The sequence below is a fragment of the Agaribacterium haliotis genome, from assembly GCF_002312815.1.
Lineage (GTDB): Bacteria > Pseudomonadota > Gammaproteobacteria > Pseudomonadales > Cellvibrionaceae > Agaribacterium > Agaribacterium haliotis.
The window spans coordinates 151,702-170,060 of the sequence record NZ_NKQJ01000010.1 but is presented as its reverse complement, the minus strand read 5'-3'; the positions used below and the strand labels follow the sequence as shown (position 1 = coordinate 170,060).

Below are 18,359 nucleotides of genomic sequence, written 5' to 3'. Positions count from 1 at the left end.
GTGAGCACAAGCATAAATCAACACGATGCCTGGTTAGCCTGCCTGTATTGGTTTTGCCGGCACTACGATATGCCCAGGCACCCGGCGCAACTGTTGCAGGCTTTACCGCTGCAGCGCGGCTGTTTGAGTGAAGCGCAGCTGCCAAGCGCGGCCGAAAACGCGGGTTTTGATGTTTGTGTGGCCAAGCTCGGTGCGGGCGGTGTCGGTGCCAGGCCACCGCTGCCAGCCGTGGCCATCGATACTGCAGGCCGGCCTTTAATTTTACTTAAGTTCAAAGCCGAGCAGTTTGAAATCTGCCGCCCCGAGTTTGACGACGGTGAACAACTGTTAGCGGGTGAAGAGCTGCACAGTTTTATATCTCTTGATGAGCTAGATGGCCGCCTTTTTTTGCTGGCCCCGGAACAATTAAGCGATGCGCGCAGCCGCGACTTAGTGCAGAGCAAAGAGCGCCACTGGTTAATCAATGCCATTGCCGAAGTAAAACCCTGGTACCGGGATTTTTTGCTTGCCTCGCTGTGTATTAATTTTATTGCCTTGATAGTGCCGCTGTTTACCATGAATGTTTACGACAGGGTGGTGCCGAACCAGGCACTGCACACCCTGTGGGTACTGGCGCTGGCTGCGGCAATCGCGCTGAGTTTTGACTGGCTGTTAAAACAAGCGCGCAGCCGCCTTGCCGATATGGCCGGGCGCAGCATAGAGCTGAATATATCAAGCAAGCTTATGGCCAGCACGCTCGGCATGCGCCTGGCAAACCGGCCTAAATCGGCAGCGGCTTTTGCCAAACAAATTCAAGAGTTCGACAGCGTGCGCGAATTTTTAACTTCCGCCACGGTTGCCTGCTTTGTTGACTTGCCTTTTAGCTTGCTGTTTTTAGTTGTAATAGCCTGGCTCGGCGGGCCTATGGTCTTGGTGCCACTGTTGGCCATGCTGTTAATTATTACTGCAAGTTTTTTATTAAGGCCTCAGCTGCAGGCGAGCATTGAGCAGGCTTCACAATTGTCAACGCAAAGGCAAAGCCTGCTGATAGAACAACTGCAACTATTGCCCGAGAGCAAACAATTAAATGCCGAAGCCCAGGCTTTAAATCGCTGGCAGCAAACGGTCGCCGCATTGAACGACTGGAATACAGCCGCGCGCCAGCAGAGTCAAAAGCTCAGCCATAGCATCCTAAGTTGTCAGCAATTTGTTACCGTCGGGCTCATTATTTGGGGGGTCTATCGCATTGGCGATGGCCTGTTAAGCATGGGCGGTTTAATTGCCATAGTCATGTTAAGCGGCCGCGCGGCGGCAAGTATTAATCAGCTGTCGATGTTGCTGCTTAAATACCAGCAAACGACAACGGCCATTAATTCTGTTGAGCAAGTAATGCATTTGCCGCAAGAGGGCAGCGCCAAACAGGCTATGCAAAACCGCCAGTTCAATGGCAATGTCAGTTTAAAAAATGTCGACTTCTCTTACCCCAATAGCGAAATCTGTGTTCTGCAAACAATTAATTTTAGTGTTGCGCGCGGTGAACGCATTGCACTGATTGGCGCCGCTGGATCGGGTAAATCGAGTTTGCTGTCGCTGTTGGCCGGCCAGTATCAAGTTGAGCGCGGCCAGGTTTTATTTGACGGTATTGATCTGCGCCAGTGGCCACTGGCCGAACTGCGCAAGCAAAGTGCGTTTCTCGCTCAGCAGCCGGCACTTAAATACGGCTCAGTGCTCGACAATATTGTTTGGGGCCAAGAGCAAGTTGATGCGCAGCTGTTAAAACATGTTTTGTATCAAAGCGGCCTCAATCGTTTTGTTGATCAGTTGCCGCAGGGCTTAGACACCTGTGTCGGTGAGCTCGGCCGAAATTTAAGCGGTGGTCAGCGTCAAAGTGTTGTTTTGGCCAGAGCTTTATTGCGCGAAGCGCCATTGTTATTGCTCGATGAACCGACCAGTGCTATGGATGAAAAAATGCAGCAACAGGTTATTTCCTGTCTGCAAAAACTGCCGCGCAACCAGTCTTTGCTTGTTGCCAGCCACAATCGCGAAGTGCTGGAGTTGTGCGATCGCGCAATTGTGCTAGAGCGCGGCCACATCGTTGCCGACGGGCCGGTAGCGCAGTTATTAAAACAACAACAGCGCGTGCGATCGGTTGCGGTTAAGCCTGTTGGAAAACCTGAGGTAAAAGCTGCGGTAAAACCCGAAGAACAATTTAATGCTCAAGAAAACCAACAAAATAACTCTCAAATAAACAGCTTGCGACCAAAGTATTCACAAATACACAGTGTAAAAAAAGAAAGCGCGGGCAGCGTAGCCGAAGTGGTAAGTGCGCAGCAGCACTTAGAGGAAGGCTGCAATGACAACTAAGCAGCACTGGAAAAATATTCAAGAAGCCTATCGCGCACGGCAAGTGGTGTATCTGGTTGCCGGCTTGAGTTTGAGCTTGATTTTATGGGCGGCCTGGGCCGAGCTTGATGAAGTTGTGGTGGGTGATGGAAAAATTGTTCCGCTCACGGCGGTACAAAAAATCCAGAGCTTAGAGGGGGGTATTTTAAAACAACTGCTGGTTCACGAAGGTGAATTGGTCGAGCAGGGGCAGGTGCTTTTAGAGTTGGACGATACGCGTTTTCGTGCAAATTTTCAGGAGAGCGAACAGCAGCGCAGTGCTCTGCTGGCACGGCGCAGTCGCTTGCAGGCGGAATTAGACAGCGTTGCAGTCGACAGCGCTCTGCCGTGGCAGAGCGCAATTGTGGTGTCACTCAGGCAGCTTGAAGATACCGAGGCATCTGCCCACGCCGAGGCAAACTCTCAAGCGAGCTATCACGAGCGCCTGCAACAATTACAGGCGCAGTTACAGCAGGCGGCTCAGCGAATTTATCAACAGCTTGGCGCCGTCAATGAAAAACAAAGTGAAGCGCAGACCATTGCCGCAAATTTGCATTCGCTTGAACAGGAAAAACAGCTGATGCAGGCGGCAGTTGCCAGCGGCGCAGTTGCGGAAATTGAACTGTTAAAACTCGAGCGTGAATTAACCAGCATGCGCGGTCAACTTGAAGGTGTGCAGCTCGAAGCTGAAAAACTCGCCGCTGCGCGCGATCAGGCGATCAGTGAGCGGCTGAGCACGGCGCTGGAATTTCGCACGCGCGCGCAGATAGAACTCGCTGAACTCGATGCGGAACTTGCGCGCTTAAGTGAAATGCGCACGGCCCTGGCCGATCAACTCAGCCGCAGTAAAGTTCGCAGCCCAGTCGACGGCAAAGTAAAAGATATTGCCGTCAGAAGCCGCGGCGGCGTGATTGGCCCTGGTGAAGCCATTATGGAAATTGTACCGCTCGACGACAAACTAATTGTCGAAACCCGTATTGCGCCGGCCGATATTGCTTTTGTTAAGCCGGGGCTTAAAGCCGTGGTTAAATTCAGCGCTTACGATTTTGTTATCTACGGTGGCTTAAGTGGCACGGTGACCTATGTCAGCGCTGATGCCCTGCGCGATGAAAAACAAGACCTGACTTATTACCGCGCGCATATAGAAACCAGTGCCAGCTCCTTAAATGGACAACCGATCATTCCGGGTATGCAGGCGGCTGTCGACATTGTTAGCGGCCGCAAAAGTGTATTGAGTTACTGGATGAAACCCCTGCTGCGCGCCCGCGCCGGTGCGATGCGAGAACCCTGATTATGACTGTAAAAGGAAAGACTATGCGATTTCGATATTGGGGGCTGCTGTGGGCCCTGGGTTTTAGCCCGATGAGTTCGGCGCTGACGCTAGAGCAAGCCGTGGCGTCGGCGATTGATAACAACCCCGAAGTTCAGCATCAGTACGCGCGCTTTCGGGCGATGGGCAGTGAACGCCGCGCAGCGAAGGGCGGTTATCTGCCGTCGGTTGCCGTGTATGGCGGCACCGGGGTTGAAGATACCCGCTACAACAGCGGCCAAAAAATTGATGCCGATCTAGATAGACGCGAGCTTGGTCTGAGCATCAGCCAGCAATTATTTGCAGGTTTTCGCACCGATGCCGAAGTAAAGCGCTTAAGTTACGAAGCTGAATCAGAGCGCTATCAATTGATGGTGACCGCAGAAAATATTGCGCTGACGGTTACCGAGCTTTATTTACAGGTAATTAAAGCGCAAGAGATTGTTGCACTTAGCGAACGCAATGTTGCCGACCATAAAAAAACGCTCGATGATGTGCATTCGCGTATGAGCAAAGGCTTGTCGAGCCGCTCAGATTACGCGCAAATCAGTGCGCGCCTGGCTACAGCTCGGGCGTCGCTGGCCTCGGCACAAAATAATCTCGCCGATTTGCGCGCGCGTTTTTTGAGCCAGGTTAATCTGCCGCCATATAATCTAAATACTCCCAATGCCGATGTCGCTATGCTGCCGGCCAATGTATCTGAATTAATTACAAAAGCCCGCGATCAGCACCCCTCAATACTCGAAGCAAAAGCGGATATTAAGGCGGCAAAACAAGAGTTTCGCGGTGCCAAGAGCAAACACTATCCCGAGGTGACGCTCGATTTTGTCGCAAATAAAAATGACAATATCGGTGGTTTTGAAGGCCCGGATGAAGATGCGCGCTTGATGCTGAACTTCCGCTACGAGCTCTATAACGGCGGCAGTGATCACGCCAGAGTCAAAGCTTCAGGCTGGCGTTATCAAGAAGCGCTTTCACTGCAAAAACGCACCATTATTCAAGTTGAAGAGGGCGCTAAGTTAAGCTGGAACGCGCGTTATTTCCTTGAACAACAACAGAGCTTGTATAAAGAAAATGTTGATGCTGCAACCGAGGCGACGCTCGGTTACAAAGAGCAGTTTAATTTGGGGCGCCGCTCTTTGCTGGATGTGCTCGATTCCAAGATCGAACTATTTTTAGCTAGAAGAAATTATATCAACGCTGAATACGACGCCCGCCTGGCCGATTATCGGGTACACAATGCCATGGGCACCTTGCTTTATGCACTGCGCGTTGATTACCCCGAAGAATGGAAAACAGAGGACAACTAGGATGTTTATAAACAAGCTAAAACCTGTGCTTGCTGTCGTGGCGGCGCTGCCCGCCTTTTTCCTCGCCGCGTGTGAACACTTACCCAGTTCACAAGTTCAGCGTTATCAGTGGGACGACATAAGCGATGAAGACCAAGACGGTGTTATCAATGCTCGCGACTTGTGTGCCGATTCGCCGGAAGCGGCAATTATCGATGAGCTCGGCTGTGCCGATTGGCAGCCTTCACTGGCACACAAAGAGTTTCATATTGACTTTGACTTTGACAGCGCGGCTATCCGCACAGATCAGCAGTGGAAAATAGATCGCCTTGCGCAGGCGATGCTCGATATGCCGACTTCAAGTTTACAGCTGATTGGCGATACCAGTTCCGAGGGCAGCCTGGAATATAACCGCAAGCTTGCGGTAAAGCGCGCGGACGCAATTATCGATGCGCTGACAAGTAAAGGTGTTGATAAAAGCCGCGTGAATGAGCATATATTTACCGATAGTGCCAACTCGTTATTCCGGCCGTTACACGAGCGCCGTCGACGCACCCTGGGCCTGATTATTTACCCCGGCTCAGAAAATAACGAGCAGCGCTGGACTGTCTACAGCACTGAAGATAGCGCAGAAAATAACTAGGGGGCCCTATGAAGCTTTATATTTTTTTAGCAATGATCTTTGGCTTGATTTGCGGGCCTCTGCAAGCGCAGACGAGCGGCAGCGACGCTGCTTACAACAACATGCTGGTATACAGCGATACTAATATCGGCCATATCGCGCAAGTGTTTGCCCAAAACAGCGAGATGCAATTGCTGCACGGCAAGCAGAAGGATTATCTGGAAAACACCGGGATAGATTTTTACTTAAGCTCCGCGCCGTTAACAGATAAGCAGCTGGCAGTATTTCAGCAGCAGCGCAAGCAAGATCTTCCGACTCGCCTGCTCGTTGCAGCTAGTTCAACGTTAAATTCGCAAGACAGTGACAACAAAGATCAAAAAGACAAAAAGCAGCAAGAAAAGCTACATATATATAACGACCGACCCGAAACGGCGACATTTTATTGGCTCTATATCAGCGATTTAAATACGCTGCAACAAAGTGCATCGGGGCAGATGATTTTGCAATCGTTGGTGGATGATCAGAGTCTACAAGCCATTGATGATAGCGGTTATTTAGCGCCACCTGATGCCATTGTATGGCGCAACAAGGTGGCTTTGGGTTTAGCAAAGGCGCGCTTTGATCAAGGCTATAAATAATTTGAAATAGCCGATTAATGTTGCAGCGGCTATCTGAGCATCTGTAATACTGACTAGGGCCTGTTAACACTAATTAAATACGCCCTGCTGGAGCCTGAATATTCGACCAGAAAGGCACTTTGAGCGCAGTTTAGCAAGCTAAATAAGCGATAAGTAACGCATCTGGGCGGATATTCAGGCCCAGCCCTTCGGGTTGTGCCCCTCATCCCGCTCTCTGTGTTGTTTGTCGCTTATTTGGAACAACCAAACTGCGCTCCAAACGCCTTGATAGCAGAATGAGGGGCGCAACAGAGTGCATTTAATTAGTGTTAACAGGCCCTAGGCCCGAATGCTTTTGAAATCTTAGTGGCACATCATCGATTGCCAAGCTAACGCTAAAAAAAAGGCCCCGCTACACATCGTGGCGGGGCCTTTTTTTTAGCGTCAGCGTGGTATCGCTTTTGCCGCTACTGCACTTAGGCAGGATAACCCCGGGGGTTATTTTTTTGCCAGCGCCAGGTGTCTTCGGCCATGCGCTCAATGCCGAGCTCGGTTTTCCAGCCGAGTTCTTTTAAAGCCAAAGAGGCATCGGCAAAAAACTCGGGCAAGTCGCCCGTGCGGCGCGGTGCAACTTTGTAAGGTATCTCTACATCGCTGGCTTTTTCGAAGGCTTTCACCACCTCAAGCACACTGTAACCGTGGCCAGAGCCGAGGTTGTAGACATTGCATTTGGCTTGCTCAGCTTTAACCAGGCTGGCAACGGCGGCAACGTGGCCCTTAGCTAAGTCGACAACGTGAATGTAGTCGCGCACACCGGTACCGTCGACGGTGTCGTAATCGTCGCCAAAGATATTTAAGTACTCGAGCTTGCCAACGGCAACTTGGGCGATATAGGGCATCAAGTTGTTGGGGATGCCCTGAGGGTCTTCGCCGATGGTACCGCTTTCGTGCGCACCGATGGGGTTGAAGTAGCGCAGCAGGCTGACATTCCACTTGCTTTCAGGTGCATTACACAAGTCGCGGAAAATATCTTCGACCATGTGCTTGGTGCGGCCGTAAACGTTACACGGGCCGGTGGGCAAGGTTTCAACGTAGGGGATTGGTGCGTCGGGCCCATAGACGGTGGCCGATGAACTAAAGACAAAGTTCCAGCAGTTAAACTCACGCATCACTTCGGCCAGCACGATGCTGCCGCTAACGTTGTTTTGGTAATACTCCAAAGGAATTTGAGCACTTTCACCAACGGCTTTAAGGCCGGCAAAATGAATCACGGCGTCAATTTTGTGCTCGCGAAATACGGCACTTAGGGCGTCGCGATCACAGATATCAACCTGATAAAACAGGCAGCTTTTTCCGGTGATTTTCTCTACGCGACTGATGGCTTCGCGCTTGGAATTGCAAAGGTTGTCGACAACAACAACTTCGTAGCCGCTCTCTAAGAGTTCAACGCAAGTGTGGCTGCCAATATAACCGGCGCCGCCGGTAACTAAAATTTTCATGTGCTTATCCTTGCTTTAGGCTTGAGTAAAGGCACCGTCTTCGGCACTGCATACAAAAATGCTTGGTGCGATACCGGTTTCTTTTTCGTAATTTTCAAGAATCAGAGTTTTGGCTTCGTCAACCTTGTTGTCGGCGACCAGCGCTACCACACAGCCACCAAAACCGCCGCCGGTCATACGCACGCCGCCGTTGTCGCCGATGAGGCTACCGAGCAGCTCTACTAAGTAGTCAATGGGGCGCACGGTAATTTCAAAGTCGTCGCGCATGCTTGCGTGGCTCTCGGCCATCATTTTGCTGCAGGTGGCCATATCGCCGGCATTGAGCGCATCGAACATGGTCAAGGTGCGCTCGTTCTCCGTCAGCACGTGATGGGCGCGCTGAAATTCTTTTTCGCTCATTTTGTCTTTGGCGGCTAACAGCTGTTCCATCGACGCATCGCGCAAAGAGCTAAGGCCCATGGCTGCGGCCGCAGCTTCACACTGTTCGCGGCGCGTGTTGTACTCGCTGTCGACCAGGCCGCGCTTAACGTTGGAGTTGGTGATCAAAACACTGTAACCCTCGGGAATCGAGGTGTACTTAGTTTCCAGCGAGCGGCAGTCGAGCAGCAGTGCGCGATTTTTGGCGCCGCAGGCCGAGATCATCTGATCCATAATGCCGCAGTTGCAGCCGGCGTATTTGTTTTCAGCGAGCTGGCCCATTTTTGCAGCTTCGGCACCGGAAAGCGGCAGCTCATTGAGGCTGGCCATGGTTTTTAGCAAGGCGATTTCAAACGAGGCCGATGAACTCAGCCCGGCCCCTTGGGGAACGTTGCCGGTAACACTCAGGTTGGCGCCTTTTATGTCGGGGTACTGTTCCATCAGCGCCAGCAATACGCCGCGAACATAACTGCGCCAGCTGCTCGCTTCGGCATCGGCGAGCGTGTCGAGGTCAAAGTCGGCGCGCTCGTTGTCGAAGTCGAGCGCAACCACGCTAACCGTGCGATCGTCGCGGCCAGTGGCGGCAACGACAGTGCCAAAATTAATCGCCGCCGGTAAAACAAAACCGTCGTTGTAATCGGTGTGCTCGCCGATCAGGTTGACGCGGCCGGGCGCGTTGCCAACATAAGCGGGCTCGGAACCAAAGACATCTTTAAAAACATTTGTTGCATTCGTCGCTAATTCTTGCATGATTTTTTTCTCTTTTAATACCTGAGCTAACTAGCTGCCCTAAGGTCTTAGCTTTCGTAATTTTCTGTATCCGGGTACTTTATTTTGCGCGGTAGTGCTGCAAAGGCAGGTTGCGCAGGCGCTCGGCTGCCTGTTCGGCGGTTAAGTCGCGCTGGGCTTCGGCCATCATTTCATAACCAACCATAAACTTGCGCACGGTCGCAGAGCGCAATAGCGGCGGGAAGAAGTGCGCGTGCAAGGTCCACTCGGGGTGCTCTTGATCATCGTAAGGCGCGCCGTGCCAGCCCATGCTGTACGGGAACGAGCACTCAAACAGGTTGTCGTAGCGGGTGGTCAGTGCTTTCATGCAGTCGGCCAGCGCTTCTTTTGCCACTGTGCTGAGTTCGGTCATGCGGGCGATGGGGAAACGCGGCAACAGCAAGGTTTCAAATGGCCACGCGGCCCAGAATGGAACCAGGGCAACCCAGTAGTCGTTGGCGTAGACAATCCGCTCGTCGCTTTTTATTTCGCGCTCAACGTAGTCGAGCAACAGGTTGCTTTTGTGTTCGTTGTAATAAGCCAGTTGGTTCTTGGCTTTTTTATCAACCAGGGTTGGCAGTTGGTTCTGCGCCCAGATTTGGCCGTGTGGGTGAGGGTTGGAACAGCCCATCATCGCGCCTTTGTTTTCAAATACCTGAATCCAGTTGTAATCCTTGCTCAGGTCTTCACACTGGTCTTGCCAGCAGTTGATCACTTTTTCGATTTGTTTGACGTCGAGTTCAGGCAGGGTTTTGCTGTGATCCGGAGAGAAACAAATAACGCGTGAGCAGCCTTGCTCGGCTTCAAACTTAAACAGTGGGTCATCGCTGCTGTAGGCCGGGGTATCTGGTTGCAGTGCGGCGAAATCGTTGGTGAAGACAAATACATCTTCGTATTTTGGGTTTTCTTCACCGGTAATACGCTTGTTGCCAGGGCAGAGGAAACACTTTTCATCGTAGCTTGGGCGAACGCTGGTATCGGGGGCTTCGTTCTGACCCTGCCAGGGGCGCTTGGCGCGGTGAGGGCTGACTAATACCCACTCACCAATCAGCGGGTTGTAGCGACGGTGGGGGTGGTCGACAAATGAAAACTCGTTGTTATTTTCCACGGCTTAGCTCTCTGTAAATTTATATCTGTAGTTGTTGCTTAAGGCTGTAATGGCAGTTGCTGTAAAACAACTGTTGAGCGGCGGCTGCGCGCTTTGAATTCGCTCTTGGCCCAGCTTAAAAAACAGCTGCGATATTACGGCTCTGCCCGGTAAAAGGCAAACGTTTACCTTGTCTTGTCTGGCTTCTTTGATAAAGCGCAAGTTTTGTCTTGCGCATCTTGCTGAGACTCAGGCACAGCCTAAGGGTAAGCGCTTACCCTTTGCGCTTGTGTCAAGCCCCGCTGTCGCTGCGTTTGTGGCGACAAGCACGGTCTTGTTCCAGGCCTGGCTCGCGCTTCGCTTAAGTGCTTCAAACCTTAGCCCGTGACCGGTATCTCAACTTAGTGCGCCGAGTTCGCAGGGTGTCTCAAATATCGGCTTCGAAGCTAGAGTGGCAAACCAGAATAAAAAACAATGGCGCCCAGATAAATGTGCTCTAGCGGCAACTGCGCCCTAGCAGAACAACTTACGTGAACTCGTTTGCTGAAGCTTCGCCTGCGCAAGGCTCAGCAAGCCCGACAGGATGTTTGTATGCGCCTGCCTATATTAAAAAACTACCTAATATTTATTGCAGTGATCTTAAGCTTGAGTGCGTGTGGCGGCTCGGGCTCCGAGTTTAGCTCTGAGCCTGCACCGGGTGGCTCCGGCCCTGAGCAGAGCCCTCAGCCGATAGAGAGCCCTCAGCCAGTAGAAAGCCCTGAGCCGACAAACAGCCCTGAGCCAGTAAAGAGCCCTGAGCCAGTAAAGAGCCCTGAGCCGGTAGAGAGCCCTCAGCCAGTAGAGAGCCCTCAGCCTATAAAAAGCCCTGAGCCCGTGCCAAGCCCAAGCATGTTGCCGCCGCTACCCGAACCGAGTGTGCGCCCGAGCCCTGTTCCGAGCTTGAAACCGTCACCTGCGCCAAGCCCAATGGCGAGCCCAGAGGTTTCACCTGCTAGCAGCCCGCAGCCGTCGCCAGAGCCCAGCCCAACACCAAGTAGTAAGCCCAGCCCCAGCCCTGAAGCGAGTCCTGAACCGAGTGTTGAACCCAGCCCTGAAGTTAGCCCCTCGCCAGTGCCCAGCCCAAGCCCAAGCCCATTGCCAGAGCCCAGCCCTTCGTTATTTCCAAGCCCTTCGCCGTTGCCGGTAGACCAGTGCAACAGCACCAGTGAGTGCCGCCTGAACTACGGTGACGCCGCCACCGATTGTGTCGATAGCAAAGCCGCAAGCAGTGTGTGTATGTGCGGCGAACAGCGCTGTGACGCGCTGCCTCTGCCAAGCCCGGCTGCCAGCCCCGAAGCCAGCCCGAGCCCCGAAGTGAGCCCGGGTAATGAAGTTGCCGTATGGCGAGATTACGTTGACGCGCGTGAGGCCGGTGAGAGTTTACCGGTGCCGGACTTTTCGTATGCCGGATACGCGCGCGGCGAGCGCGACATTCCGAACCCAGATTGGCCGGTGCTAAATGTGCTCGACTACGGCGCGGTGGTTGATGACGGCAAGGATGATCTCGCAGCGGTGCGGGCGGCAGTTGCCGATGCCGAACAGCTCGATGGGGCGATTGTATTTTTCCCCCGCGGGCGCTACAACTTGAGCGAACAATTAGACGTGACCGAAAGCTTGGTGACAATATCGGGTTCAAATATTATCTTTCGCGGCGAAGGCAGTGATGACAAAGGTTCAGTACTGGCGTTTCGTTATCACTTAAATAGCCTTGAGCCCGATAAAAAGTGGACCACGCCGGAAATGTTTTCCGCGCGCGGCAGCAACTCGAGTGTTTCGGGTTCGCCGGTTACCGAAATAAGCGCCAGTGCACGTATCGGCCAGATGCATATTGATGTGTTTGATGCCTCATCGCTTAACGCCGGCGACAATATTTTAATTCGCATCGACGACGAATCTGCAGCGAGTGCAGCTTTGGTTCCCTATCAGCTTGAGCCCGAATGGAGCAAACTCAAAGAGGGTGAGTTTGCCCAGGAAGTGCATCAAATTGAGCGCAAAGATGGCAATCGCCTGTATTTAAAAGCGCCGCTTTATATGGACATCGATGCGCAATATCGCTGGCGCCTGCGCAAATTAAACATGGGTAATCATTTGGGCTTTGAGTCCTTGCGTTTTCACGGCAACTGGCACGAAGACTTTGAGCACCACAAAAATATTATTCACGACTCGGGCTGGACGGCACTAAAAATAGCGCTTTATGCCGACTCTTGGATAAAAGATGTGCACTTTGTCGACTGGAATGCGACGGTCAGCATTGCCGCAAGTCACTCGTTTACGGTTGATCGCTATGTCGATTCGGGCAATCGCGGCCATTCTTCGCTGCATGTGAGCAGCAGCTCGGGCGTGTTGGTGAGCGACTCCCACAGCATCGGCAGTGAAGGTCAGTTCCACAGTTTTGGTGTCAGCGCGCTAAGTGGTGGTGTGGTCTTTCACCGCTGTTCATGGCCGCAGGCAACATCGTTTGATGCCCACGCCAGTTTTCCCCACGCGACCTTATTTGATGCAACACGCGGCGGTTTTAGTGCCGCGAATGGTGGTCCCGGAGGTTCGCAATCGAGCCAGCCGAACCATATGGAAAATTTAATTTTCTGGAATTTTGAAGACCTTGGCAGTCGCGACGATGTGTACTGGGACTGGTGGCGTTTTGGCGACTCAAAGTACGGCCGTTACCTGTTCCCTAAAATTGTTGGTTGGCACGGCGCCTTGGCGCGTTTTAACGACGCCGAGCTCGGATTTAAATACAGCCACGGAAATAAAGTTGAGCCCGAATCTCTGTATGAAGCTCAGTACCATTTGCGCACAGGCAAAGACTCGCCGTGGGCGGCGGATTAGTTCTAGTGCGCCCTAAGCTGCTTTAAGAAAACGTCGCCAGTCTCGCTGCGACTATTTGTGTGATCTATTTGTTATCAGGTGTCACGTTTTTGTTTTTGTGTTGTCGTGAAAAGGAATAAGCAAACAGACAATAGCGCAGTTAATTAGCGAAGCTCTGATTGCCACGTTTGTGCCAGTCAGAGCGGTACGCCTTATTCACCGAATTCTGATTGGGATAATCACGATGGCTCGACAACACATAGTTAACTATGCGCTTTGTTTTATTTTTGTTTCTGTTTTATCCGCATGTGGAGGTGGCGAAAGCGCGGCGCCATTGCCGGGTGGCCAACTAAGCTCAGAGCCCGGCGCAAGTATGCCCGTGCAGGCTAGCCCAGCTCCGGAGAAGAGCCCTCAGCCCATAAAGAGCCCTCAGCCGATAGAGAGCCCTAAGCCGATAGAGAGCCCTCAGCCCATAAAGAGCCCTCAGCCGATAGAGAGCCCTCAGCCGATAGAGAGCCCTCAGCCAATAGAGAGCCCAGGGCCTGGAATGAGCCCCCAGCCTGGCATAAGCCCAGGGCCGATTTTTAGCACTGCTCCAAGCCCCGAATCTAGTCCCGAGCCTAGCTCTACACCCAGTGCCCAACCCAGCCCACTTCCAAGCCCGTCTCCTACGGCGCAGCCTAGTGTCAGCCCAAGCCCAAGCCCAAGCCCAAGCCCAAGCCCAAGCCCAAGCCCTTCACCCGAAGTGAGCCCGTCTTTATTTCCAAGCCCCTCGCCACTGCCGGTCGATCAATGTGATAGCACCAGTGAATGTCGCGCGAGCTACGGTGATTTAGCCAGTGATTGTGCCGACAGTAAGTCTGAAATCAGTGTTTGCTACTGCGGCGAGCAGCGCTGTGATGAGCTTGCCAGCCCAGAACCAAGTGCTGTACCGAGCCCATTGCCAACGCTAAGCCCGAGTCCCGAGCCTTTGCCATCCGTATCTCCGAGCCCCCAGCCTTCGCCGACCCAGTCACCGCTTGATATTACAAGTGATTTACTGCTGCCTCAGGGCATAGCAGCCTATGAACCGACGGCCGAGGAGTTGGCCGATTTGGCAGCGATTAAAGAGCGATTTTTTAATAAAGAACTTAAAGGCAATAAACCGAGCGAATCGGCCTACAACGACGCTGTTGAAAAATACAATAGCTACAATATCCGCCGTGAGGGCGGCACGATTAGTGGCGACGCTTTAAAAGATAACCAAGCCAACGCTTTTGCTTTAACCATTGCTCGCTACGCGCTGCATAGCAATAATCAAGACGCGTGGCAGAAGTTGGTCAATCTGGTGTGGCATGTCGCCAAGCAAGGCACAACCGATACGGTTTGGTACAACACAAGAGAATACTATCGCGCGGTTATGATCGCCGCAGACAAATTAAATGCGCAACAGCGCAAAGATGTATACGCCGGGCTTGCCCATATCATGCATTTTGAAATTGATTTTGTTGACGACAGTACCTGGAAAACTGAGGGTGACTTCTTCAAGGTTGGCAATACCGACTATGCCTATTTAGGTTCACATATCTACCTGGGCACGGCGCTGTACTACACCAACACCGATATCGAAAAAATGCTTTATGTTAAAGCCTTTAAGCGCCGCTACGACAGAGCCATGCAGTATTCAACCGGCACCTTTGATTTTGTAAAACCCGACGGCACGGTTTTTCATCACTGGACCCACACAACGCAGTATATCTACACCTGGAATGTGCTTACCGACTATTTTGATATGCTGAAAGATACGGCGTTTCGTATGGAGCGACAAAGCTATGAGCGACTTCGCGATGCAGCCTACGCTATGAGCTTGATTTGTAAAAATCAAACGTTTTCTAATAGCTCCGCAACGCGTTTTCCTATGAGTTTGGACTCGCGTATCAGTGATAGTACCTATAAAAAAATTGCCGAAATGGGGCCTTATTACATAGGCGAAATCGACGCCTATACCGCTTCGTATTACAACCGTGAAATCGAACCTTATTTTGATAATATTCAGAACTATGATAGCGCCGAAGGTTTTTACCAATTTCACTACGCAGCGCTTGGTGCATACCGACAAAACGATTGGCTGGTAAGCTTTAAGGGCTTTAACCGCAGCTTCTGGGGTACGGAAATTTATTTTAATAAAGGGGCCAACGCCTATGGCCGCTACCAGGGCTACGGAACGCTCGATGTTATTTACGAGCCCGGCGCCTACGACAGCGGTTTTAGTGAGCAGGGTTACGACTGGAACAGGCCGTCGGGTTCGACAACCATTGTTAAACCGTGGCAGGAGTTAATTGCATTAAAAGACAGGCAGGATGAGCGCACCGACGCCAATTTTGCCGGCAGCTTGCGTTTTGACAAAGTTGAAGATGGCTTTTTAAATATTGAAGGTCAAAGTGGTATGTTTGCGTTTGAATTTCAGCAGCGCAATAACAGTGCCAGCCACGATACCAGTTTTAAGTTTAAGAAATCAGCGTTTGCGTTTGACGGCATGGTTATCGCGCTTGGCTCCGATATACAAAACAGCGATGCACAAAATAATACCGTTACTACCTTGCACCAAGTATCGATCAACACGCAAAAGCTCAACCTAAAAGGGCAGGCCATTGATGCGCTGCCGTATACAAAAACAGATTTTTCTGGCCCAACCTGGTTTATCAACGAGTACGGTACGGGTTTTGTAGTTTACGACTCCGACACCCTAGATCTTGTGCGCTTGAACCACACATCGCCTAAGTCCGATGGCAAAGGCGGAACAAGCCAGGGAAAAATTAGCTACGCTCAATTTAATCACGGTAAAAAACCAAGGTCCGCTTCTTACGAGTATGTTTTAGTTCCAGGCGCAAATGAAGCCGTGTTGGAAGATTTAAGCGCATCCAAACCCTACCAAGTACAGCAGCAAAATAGCGCTGCGCATATTGTTCAGTATTTGCCGAGTGATACCTGGGCCTATGCGGTATTTGATGCAACAAACGCGCTTAATCAAGGCTGGATAAAAGAGCTCAGTAGACCACTTATGTTAATGTTAAGAGAGCAGGGCACACTTAAGCTCAGTGTTGCAAATCCAGATTTAGGCATTGATTATCGAAGCTACGATGCGAGTAAGGTCTTCCCTGTCAGTGTCACATTAAATGGGCGCTGGGAAATTGATCACTCAAGCACAGATGTTGAGCTGGCCCTACTCGACGATGCAACACGGCTGACTTTCAATACCCAGCATGCTCAAGCTTACGACTTTGAGCTCACTCGCTTATAAGTACTTAAATCCCGGCGCTACCGAGATGCTCTGAGCGTTACCAATTACCCCCGCCAAATAACAACAACGCGTGACAGTTTTGTCGCGCTTTATTGTTTATATCTGCCGCTTACTTGGCTGATATAAATCAAAGCTCGACTTGCCTTATACTGAGAAACTTTTTAAGAATGATTATCTTCTTTGTTTTTTTAGGCGGAGTTTGTAATGGCGGGTCAGGATGATTTAGCTGCAAATACGTATTCTTCTTCAAGTTTCTTTTCGACACTGTTTGCACTGGCATTTCGGCCATTTTTTTTGGCCAGCGCCGCGTTTTCCGCAATTGCCATAGCCCTGTGGATGCTGCTTTTTACCGGCAAAGTACAGCTTAACGTTTACGGCGGTTTACTTTGGTGGCACCAGCATGAAATGCTCTTTGGTTTTGCCGCTGCGGTAGTGGTTGGGTTTTTATTAACCGCGGTGCAAACCTGGACAGGCCTGCGCAGTTTAAACGGGCCTATGCTTGCCGGCCTTTTTATGCTGTGGCTGCTGGCACGTGTGCTGATGCTGTTTCCTTCACTGCTTCCAGGTTGGTTAGTGCTTGCTGTTGACCTAAGTTTTTTACCGCTGGCGGCACTGGCTTTAGCTCGGCTTATTTATTTAAAGCGTATGTGGCGCAATTTGATGTTTGTGCCAATTTTATTGTTGATGACCTGGGCCAATGCCCATATGCACTGCGCTGCAGCTTTAAACAGCTTTGAGCACCTCAACCAAAGTGTAAACACGATGGTGCTGCTGATAAGTTTATTAATGTGTGTTATTGGCGGGCGTGTGTTCCCTATGTTTACGGCAAATGCCACGGCGACAGCCAAAGTATTGCCGCTGCGCTGGCTTGAGTTTGCCAGTTTGTTGCCGCTGGTCTTACTTTTATTGGCGAGCCTGGGTTTACCTGTGCCCGCTACCTGGCTGGCGTATATCTATATGTGGGCTGGTATTGCCCACTGCGTGCGCGCATCGCGCTGGAAACCCTGGATAACGCTAGCCACACCGCTGCTTTGGTCGCTGCACTTTAGTTATTGGGCGATGGCACTTGCTTTTTTAGGGCTAGGGCTTAGCGAATTTGATATTTTGTTTACCCGCTCAAGTGCCATGCACGGCCTTACCGTCGGTGGCATGGCCTTTATGATTTTGTCGATGATAGCGCGTGTATCTCTCGGCCATACGGGCCGCGAAATCAAGGTCGGCTGGGGCATGAGCTTGGCGTTTATACTGATGCTGCTCGCGTATCTAAGCCGCGCTTGGTTGGCTATGTTGCCGCAGTTTTTTGTTCTGTCTTTGTGGTTGGCAGCTGGCTGCTGGGTGTTAGCGTTTGTTATCTTTGTTATACGCTATTGGCCGATATTAACCAGTGCGCGCGTTGATGGTAAGTTGGGCTAATTAGTGTTAACAGACCCTAGGCCGGTTAGTTTGTTTTTTGGTCAGTACAGATTTTAGCGGGTGTTTTTTGATCTTGTCTCGGTAATATCTTCGTAATTTCGGTTGATGCCGCTCTGCAATACGTAAATGCTGGCTGGCATTTGTTTTTTTTATTTGGCATAATTATTTTAAGTATTTGACGTCGTTCCTATACTTTATCTTCGAGTAAGTTAGGCCTTAAATCATAAGGTTTAACTGCTCTCGCTTTATTCCCCTGTTTGTAAATCTCTTACTCCTTAACAGTGGTGGTTGTTTTCTGTTCGCAATTGTTGCAGAACAGACTTCTGTTTAATTAATTTTGGTTTGTTTATCGTGAAGTTTTTACCTAAGTTGTCGATTTCTTTAGTGTCTGTTCTGGCTTTAAGCTCTTGCTCTAGTATTGTGAGTAAAACTGAGTACCCTGTTACCATCTCAAGTACTCCGGATTCATCTAGTTTTATAATTAAAGACGCACAGGGTAAAAGTGTTCACTCTGGGACAACACCTGCCGTTGTAAATTTGAAAGCATCGAGCGGCTACTTTAAATCTGCTAAATATACGCTGATTTTAAGCCATGAAGGTTATGAAGATAAAACATATACTTTTTCGGCAAGCCTAGACGGCTGGTACTGGGGCAATATTATCTTTGGTGGTTTGATTGGCATGTTGATTGTCGACCCTGCTACAGGTGCTATGTATAAACTACCTCCGCGTATTGATAACTCTCTTATCAATGTTTCTGCAACAGAAAATAACGAGTTAACTATTGCAACAATAGATGAGCTGCCTCTTGAAGATCTCGCTAGATTGGAGCCAGTTGACTTGCGTTGAT

At 50.9% G+C, this 18,359-nt stretch carries 12 protein-coding genes; 9 read left to right on the top strand and 3 right to left on the bottom strand.

Annotated elements, in window-relative coordinates; translation table 11 throughout:
• Genes CFK45_RS13000 through CFK45_RS12980 form a run of 5 tightly spaced genes read left to right on the top strand, consistent with a single transcriptional unit; the run spans position 1 to position 6,219 of the window.
• A complete protein-coding gene (locus tag CFK45_RS13000; protein WP_204378478.1) occupies positions 1 to 2,343 on the top strand; it encodes a type I secretion system permease/ATPase in 2,343 nt (780 codons plus the stop codon).
• Positions 2,333 to 3,652, top strand: coding sequence for an HlyD family type I secretion periplasmic adaptor subunit (locus tag CFK45_RS12995; protein WP_096086873.1), 1,320 nt, complete (start codon positions 2,333 to 2,335; stop codon positions 3,650 to 3,652). The genes CFK45_RS13000 and CFK45_RS12995 overlap by 11 nt, the downstream gene beginning before the upstream one ends.
• Before the next feature lie 23 nt (positions 3,653 to 3,675).
• The gene (locus CFK45_RS12990; protein WP_096086908.1) at positions 3,676 to 4,980 is read left to right on the top strand and encodes a TolC family outer membrane protein; all 1,305 of its coding nucleotides are present in this window, start codon (positions 3,676 to 3,678) and stop codon (positions 4,978 to 4,980) included.
• Position 4,981: 1 nt separating this feature from the next.
• The gene (locus tag CFK45_RS12985; RefSeq protein WP_158224699.1) at positions 4,982 to 5,602 is read left to right on the top strand and encodes an OmpA family protein; all 621 of its coding nucleotides are present in this window, start codon (positions 4,982 to 4,984) and stop codon (positions 5,600 to 5,602) included.
• Positions 5,603 to 5,610: 8 nt separating this feature from the next.
• A complete protein-coding gene (locus CFK45_RS12980; RefSeq protein ID WP_096086871.1) occupies positions 5,611 to 6,219 on the top strand; it encodes a hypothetical protein in 609 nt (202 codons plus the stop codon).
• A gap of 455 nt (positions 6,220 to 6,674) precedes the next feature.
• Here the strand turns inward: CFK45_RS12980 and galE are convergent, their stop codons facing one another.
• From galE to CFK45_RS12965, 3 genes are all read right to left on the bottom strand, one after another.
• Positions 6,675 to 7,697, bottom strand: a complete 1,023-nt coding sequence (gene galE / locus CFK45_RS12975; protein WP_096086870.1) for a UDP-glucose 4-epimerase GalE — start codon at positions 7,695 to 7,697, stop codon at positions 6,675 to 6,677.
• A gap of 15 nt (positions 7,698 to 7,712) precedes the next feature.
• Complete coding sequence (galK, locus tag CFK45_RS12970; protein WP_096086869.1) at positions 7,713 to 8,864, bottom strand: galactokinase; 1,152 nt, start codon at positions 8,862 to 8,864, stop codon at positions 7,713 to 7,715.
• Positions 8,865 to 8,943: 79 nt separating this feature from the next.
• Positions 8,944 to 9,990 (bottom strand): UDP-glucose--hexose-1-phosphate uridylyltransferase, encoded by a 1,047-nt coding sequence (locus CFK45_RS12965; protein ID WP_096086868.1) that lies wholly within the window; start codon positions 9,988 to 9,990, stop codon positions 8,944 to 8,946.
• A 570-nt stretch (positions 9,991 to 10,560) separates the two neighbouring features.
• Between CFK45_RS12965 and CFK45_RS12955 the strand changes: the two genes are divergently transcribed.
• The 4 genes from CFK45_RS12955 to CFK45_RS12935 all read left to right on the top strand — a co-directional run bounded on the left by CFK45_RS12955 (position 10,561) and on the right by CFK45_RS12935 (position 18,358).
• Positions 10,561 to 12,837: a DUF4955 domain-containing protein gene (locus tag CFK45_RS12955; RefSeq protein WP_143247585.1), complete on the top strand. Its 2,277-nt coding sequence runs from the start codon at positions 10,561 to 10,563 to the stop codon at positions 12,835 to 12,837.
• 223 nt (positions 12,838 to 13,060) lie between these two features.
• Complete coding sequence (locus CFK45_RS12945; RefSeq protein WP_143247584.1) at positions 13,061 to 16,096, top strand: polysaccharide lyase family 8 super-sandwich domain-containing protein; 3,036 nt, start codon at positions 13,061 to 13,063, stop codon at positions 16,094 to 16,096.
• Between the two features lie 204 nt (positions 16,097 to 16,300).
• Positions 16,301 to 17,509, top strand: coding sequence for an NnrS family protein (locus CFK45_RS12940; RefSeq protein WP_096086864.1), 1,209 nt, complete (start codon positions 16,301 to 16,303; stop codon positions 17,507 to 17,509).
• Positions 17,510 to 17,860: 351 nt separating this feature from the next.
• Positions 17,861 to 18,358, top strand: coding sequence for a hypothetical protein (locus CFK45_RS12935; protein ID WP_096086863.1), 498 nt, complete (start codon positions 17,861 to 17,863; stop codon positions 18,356 to 18,358).
• The last annotated feature ends 1 nt before the right edge of the window (position 18,359 follow it).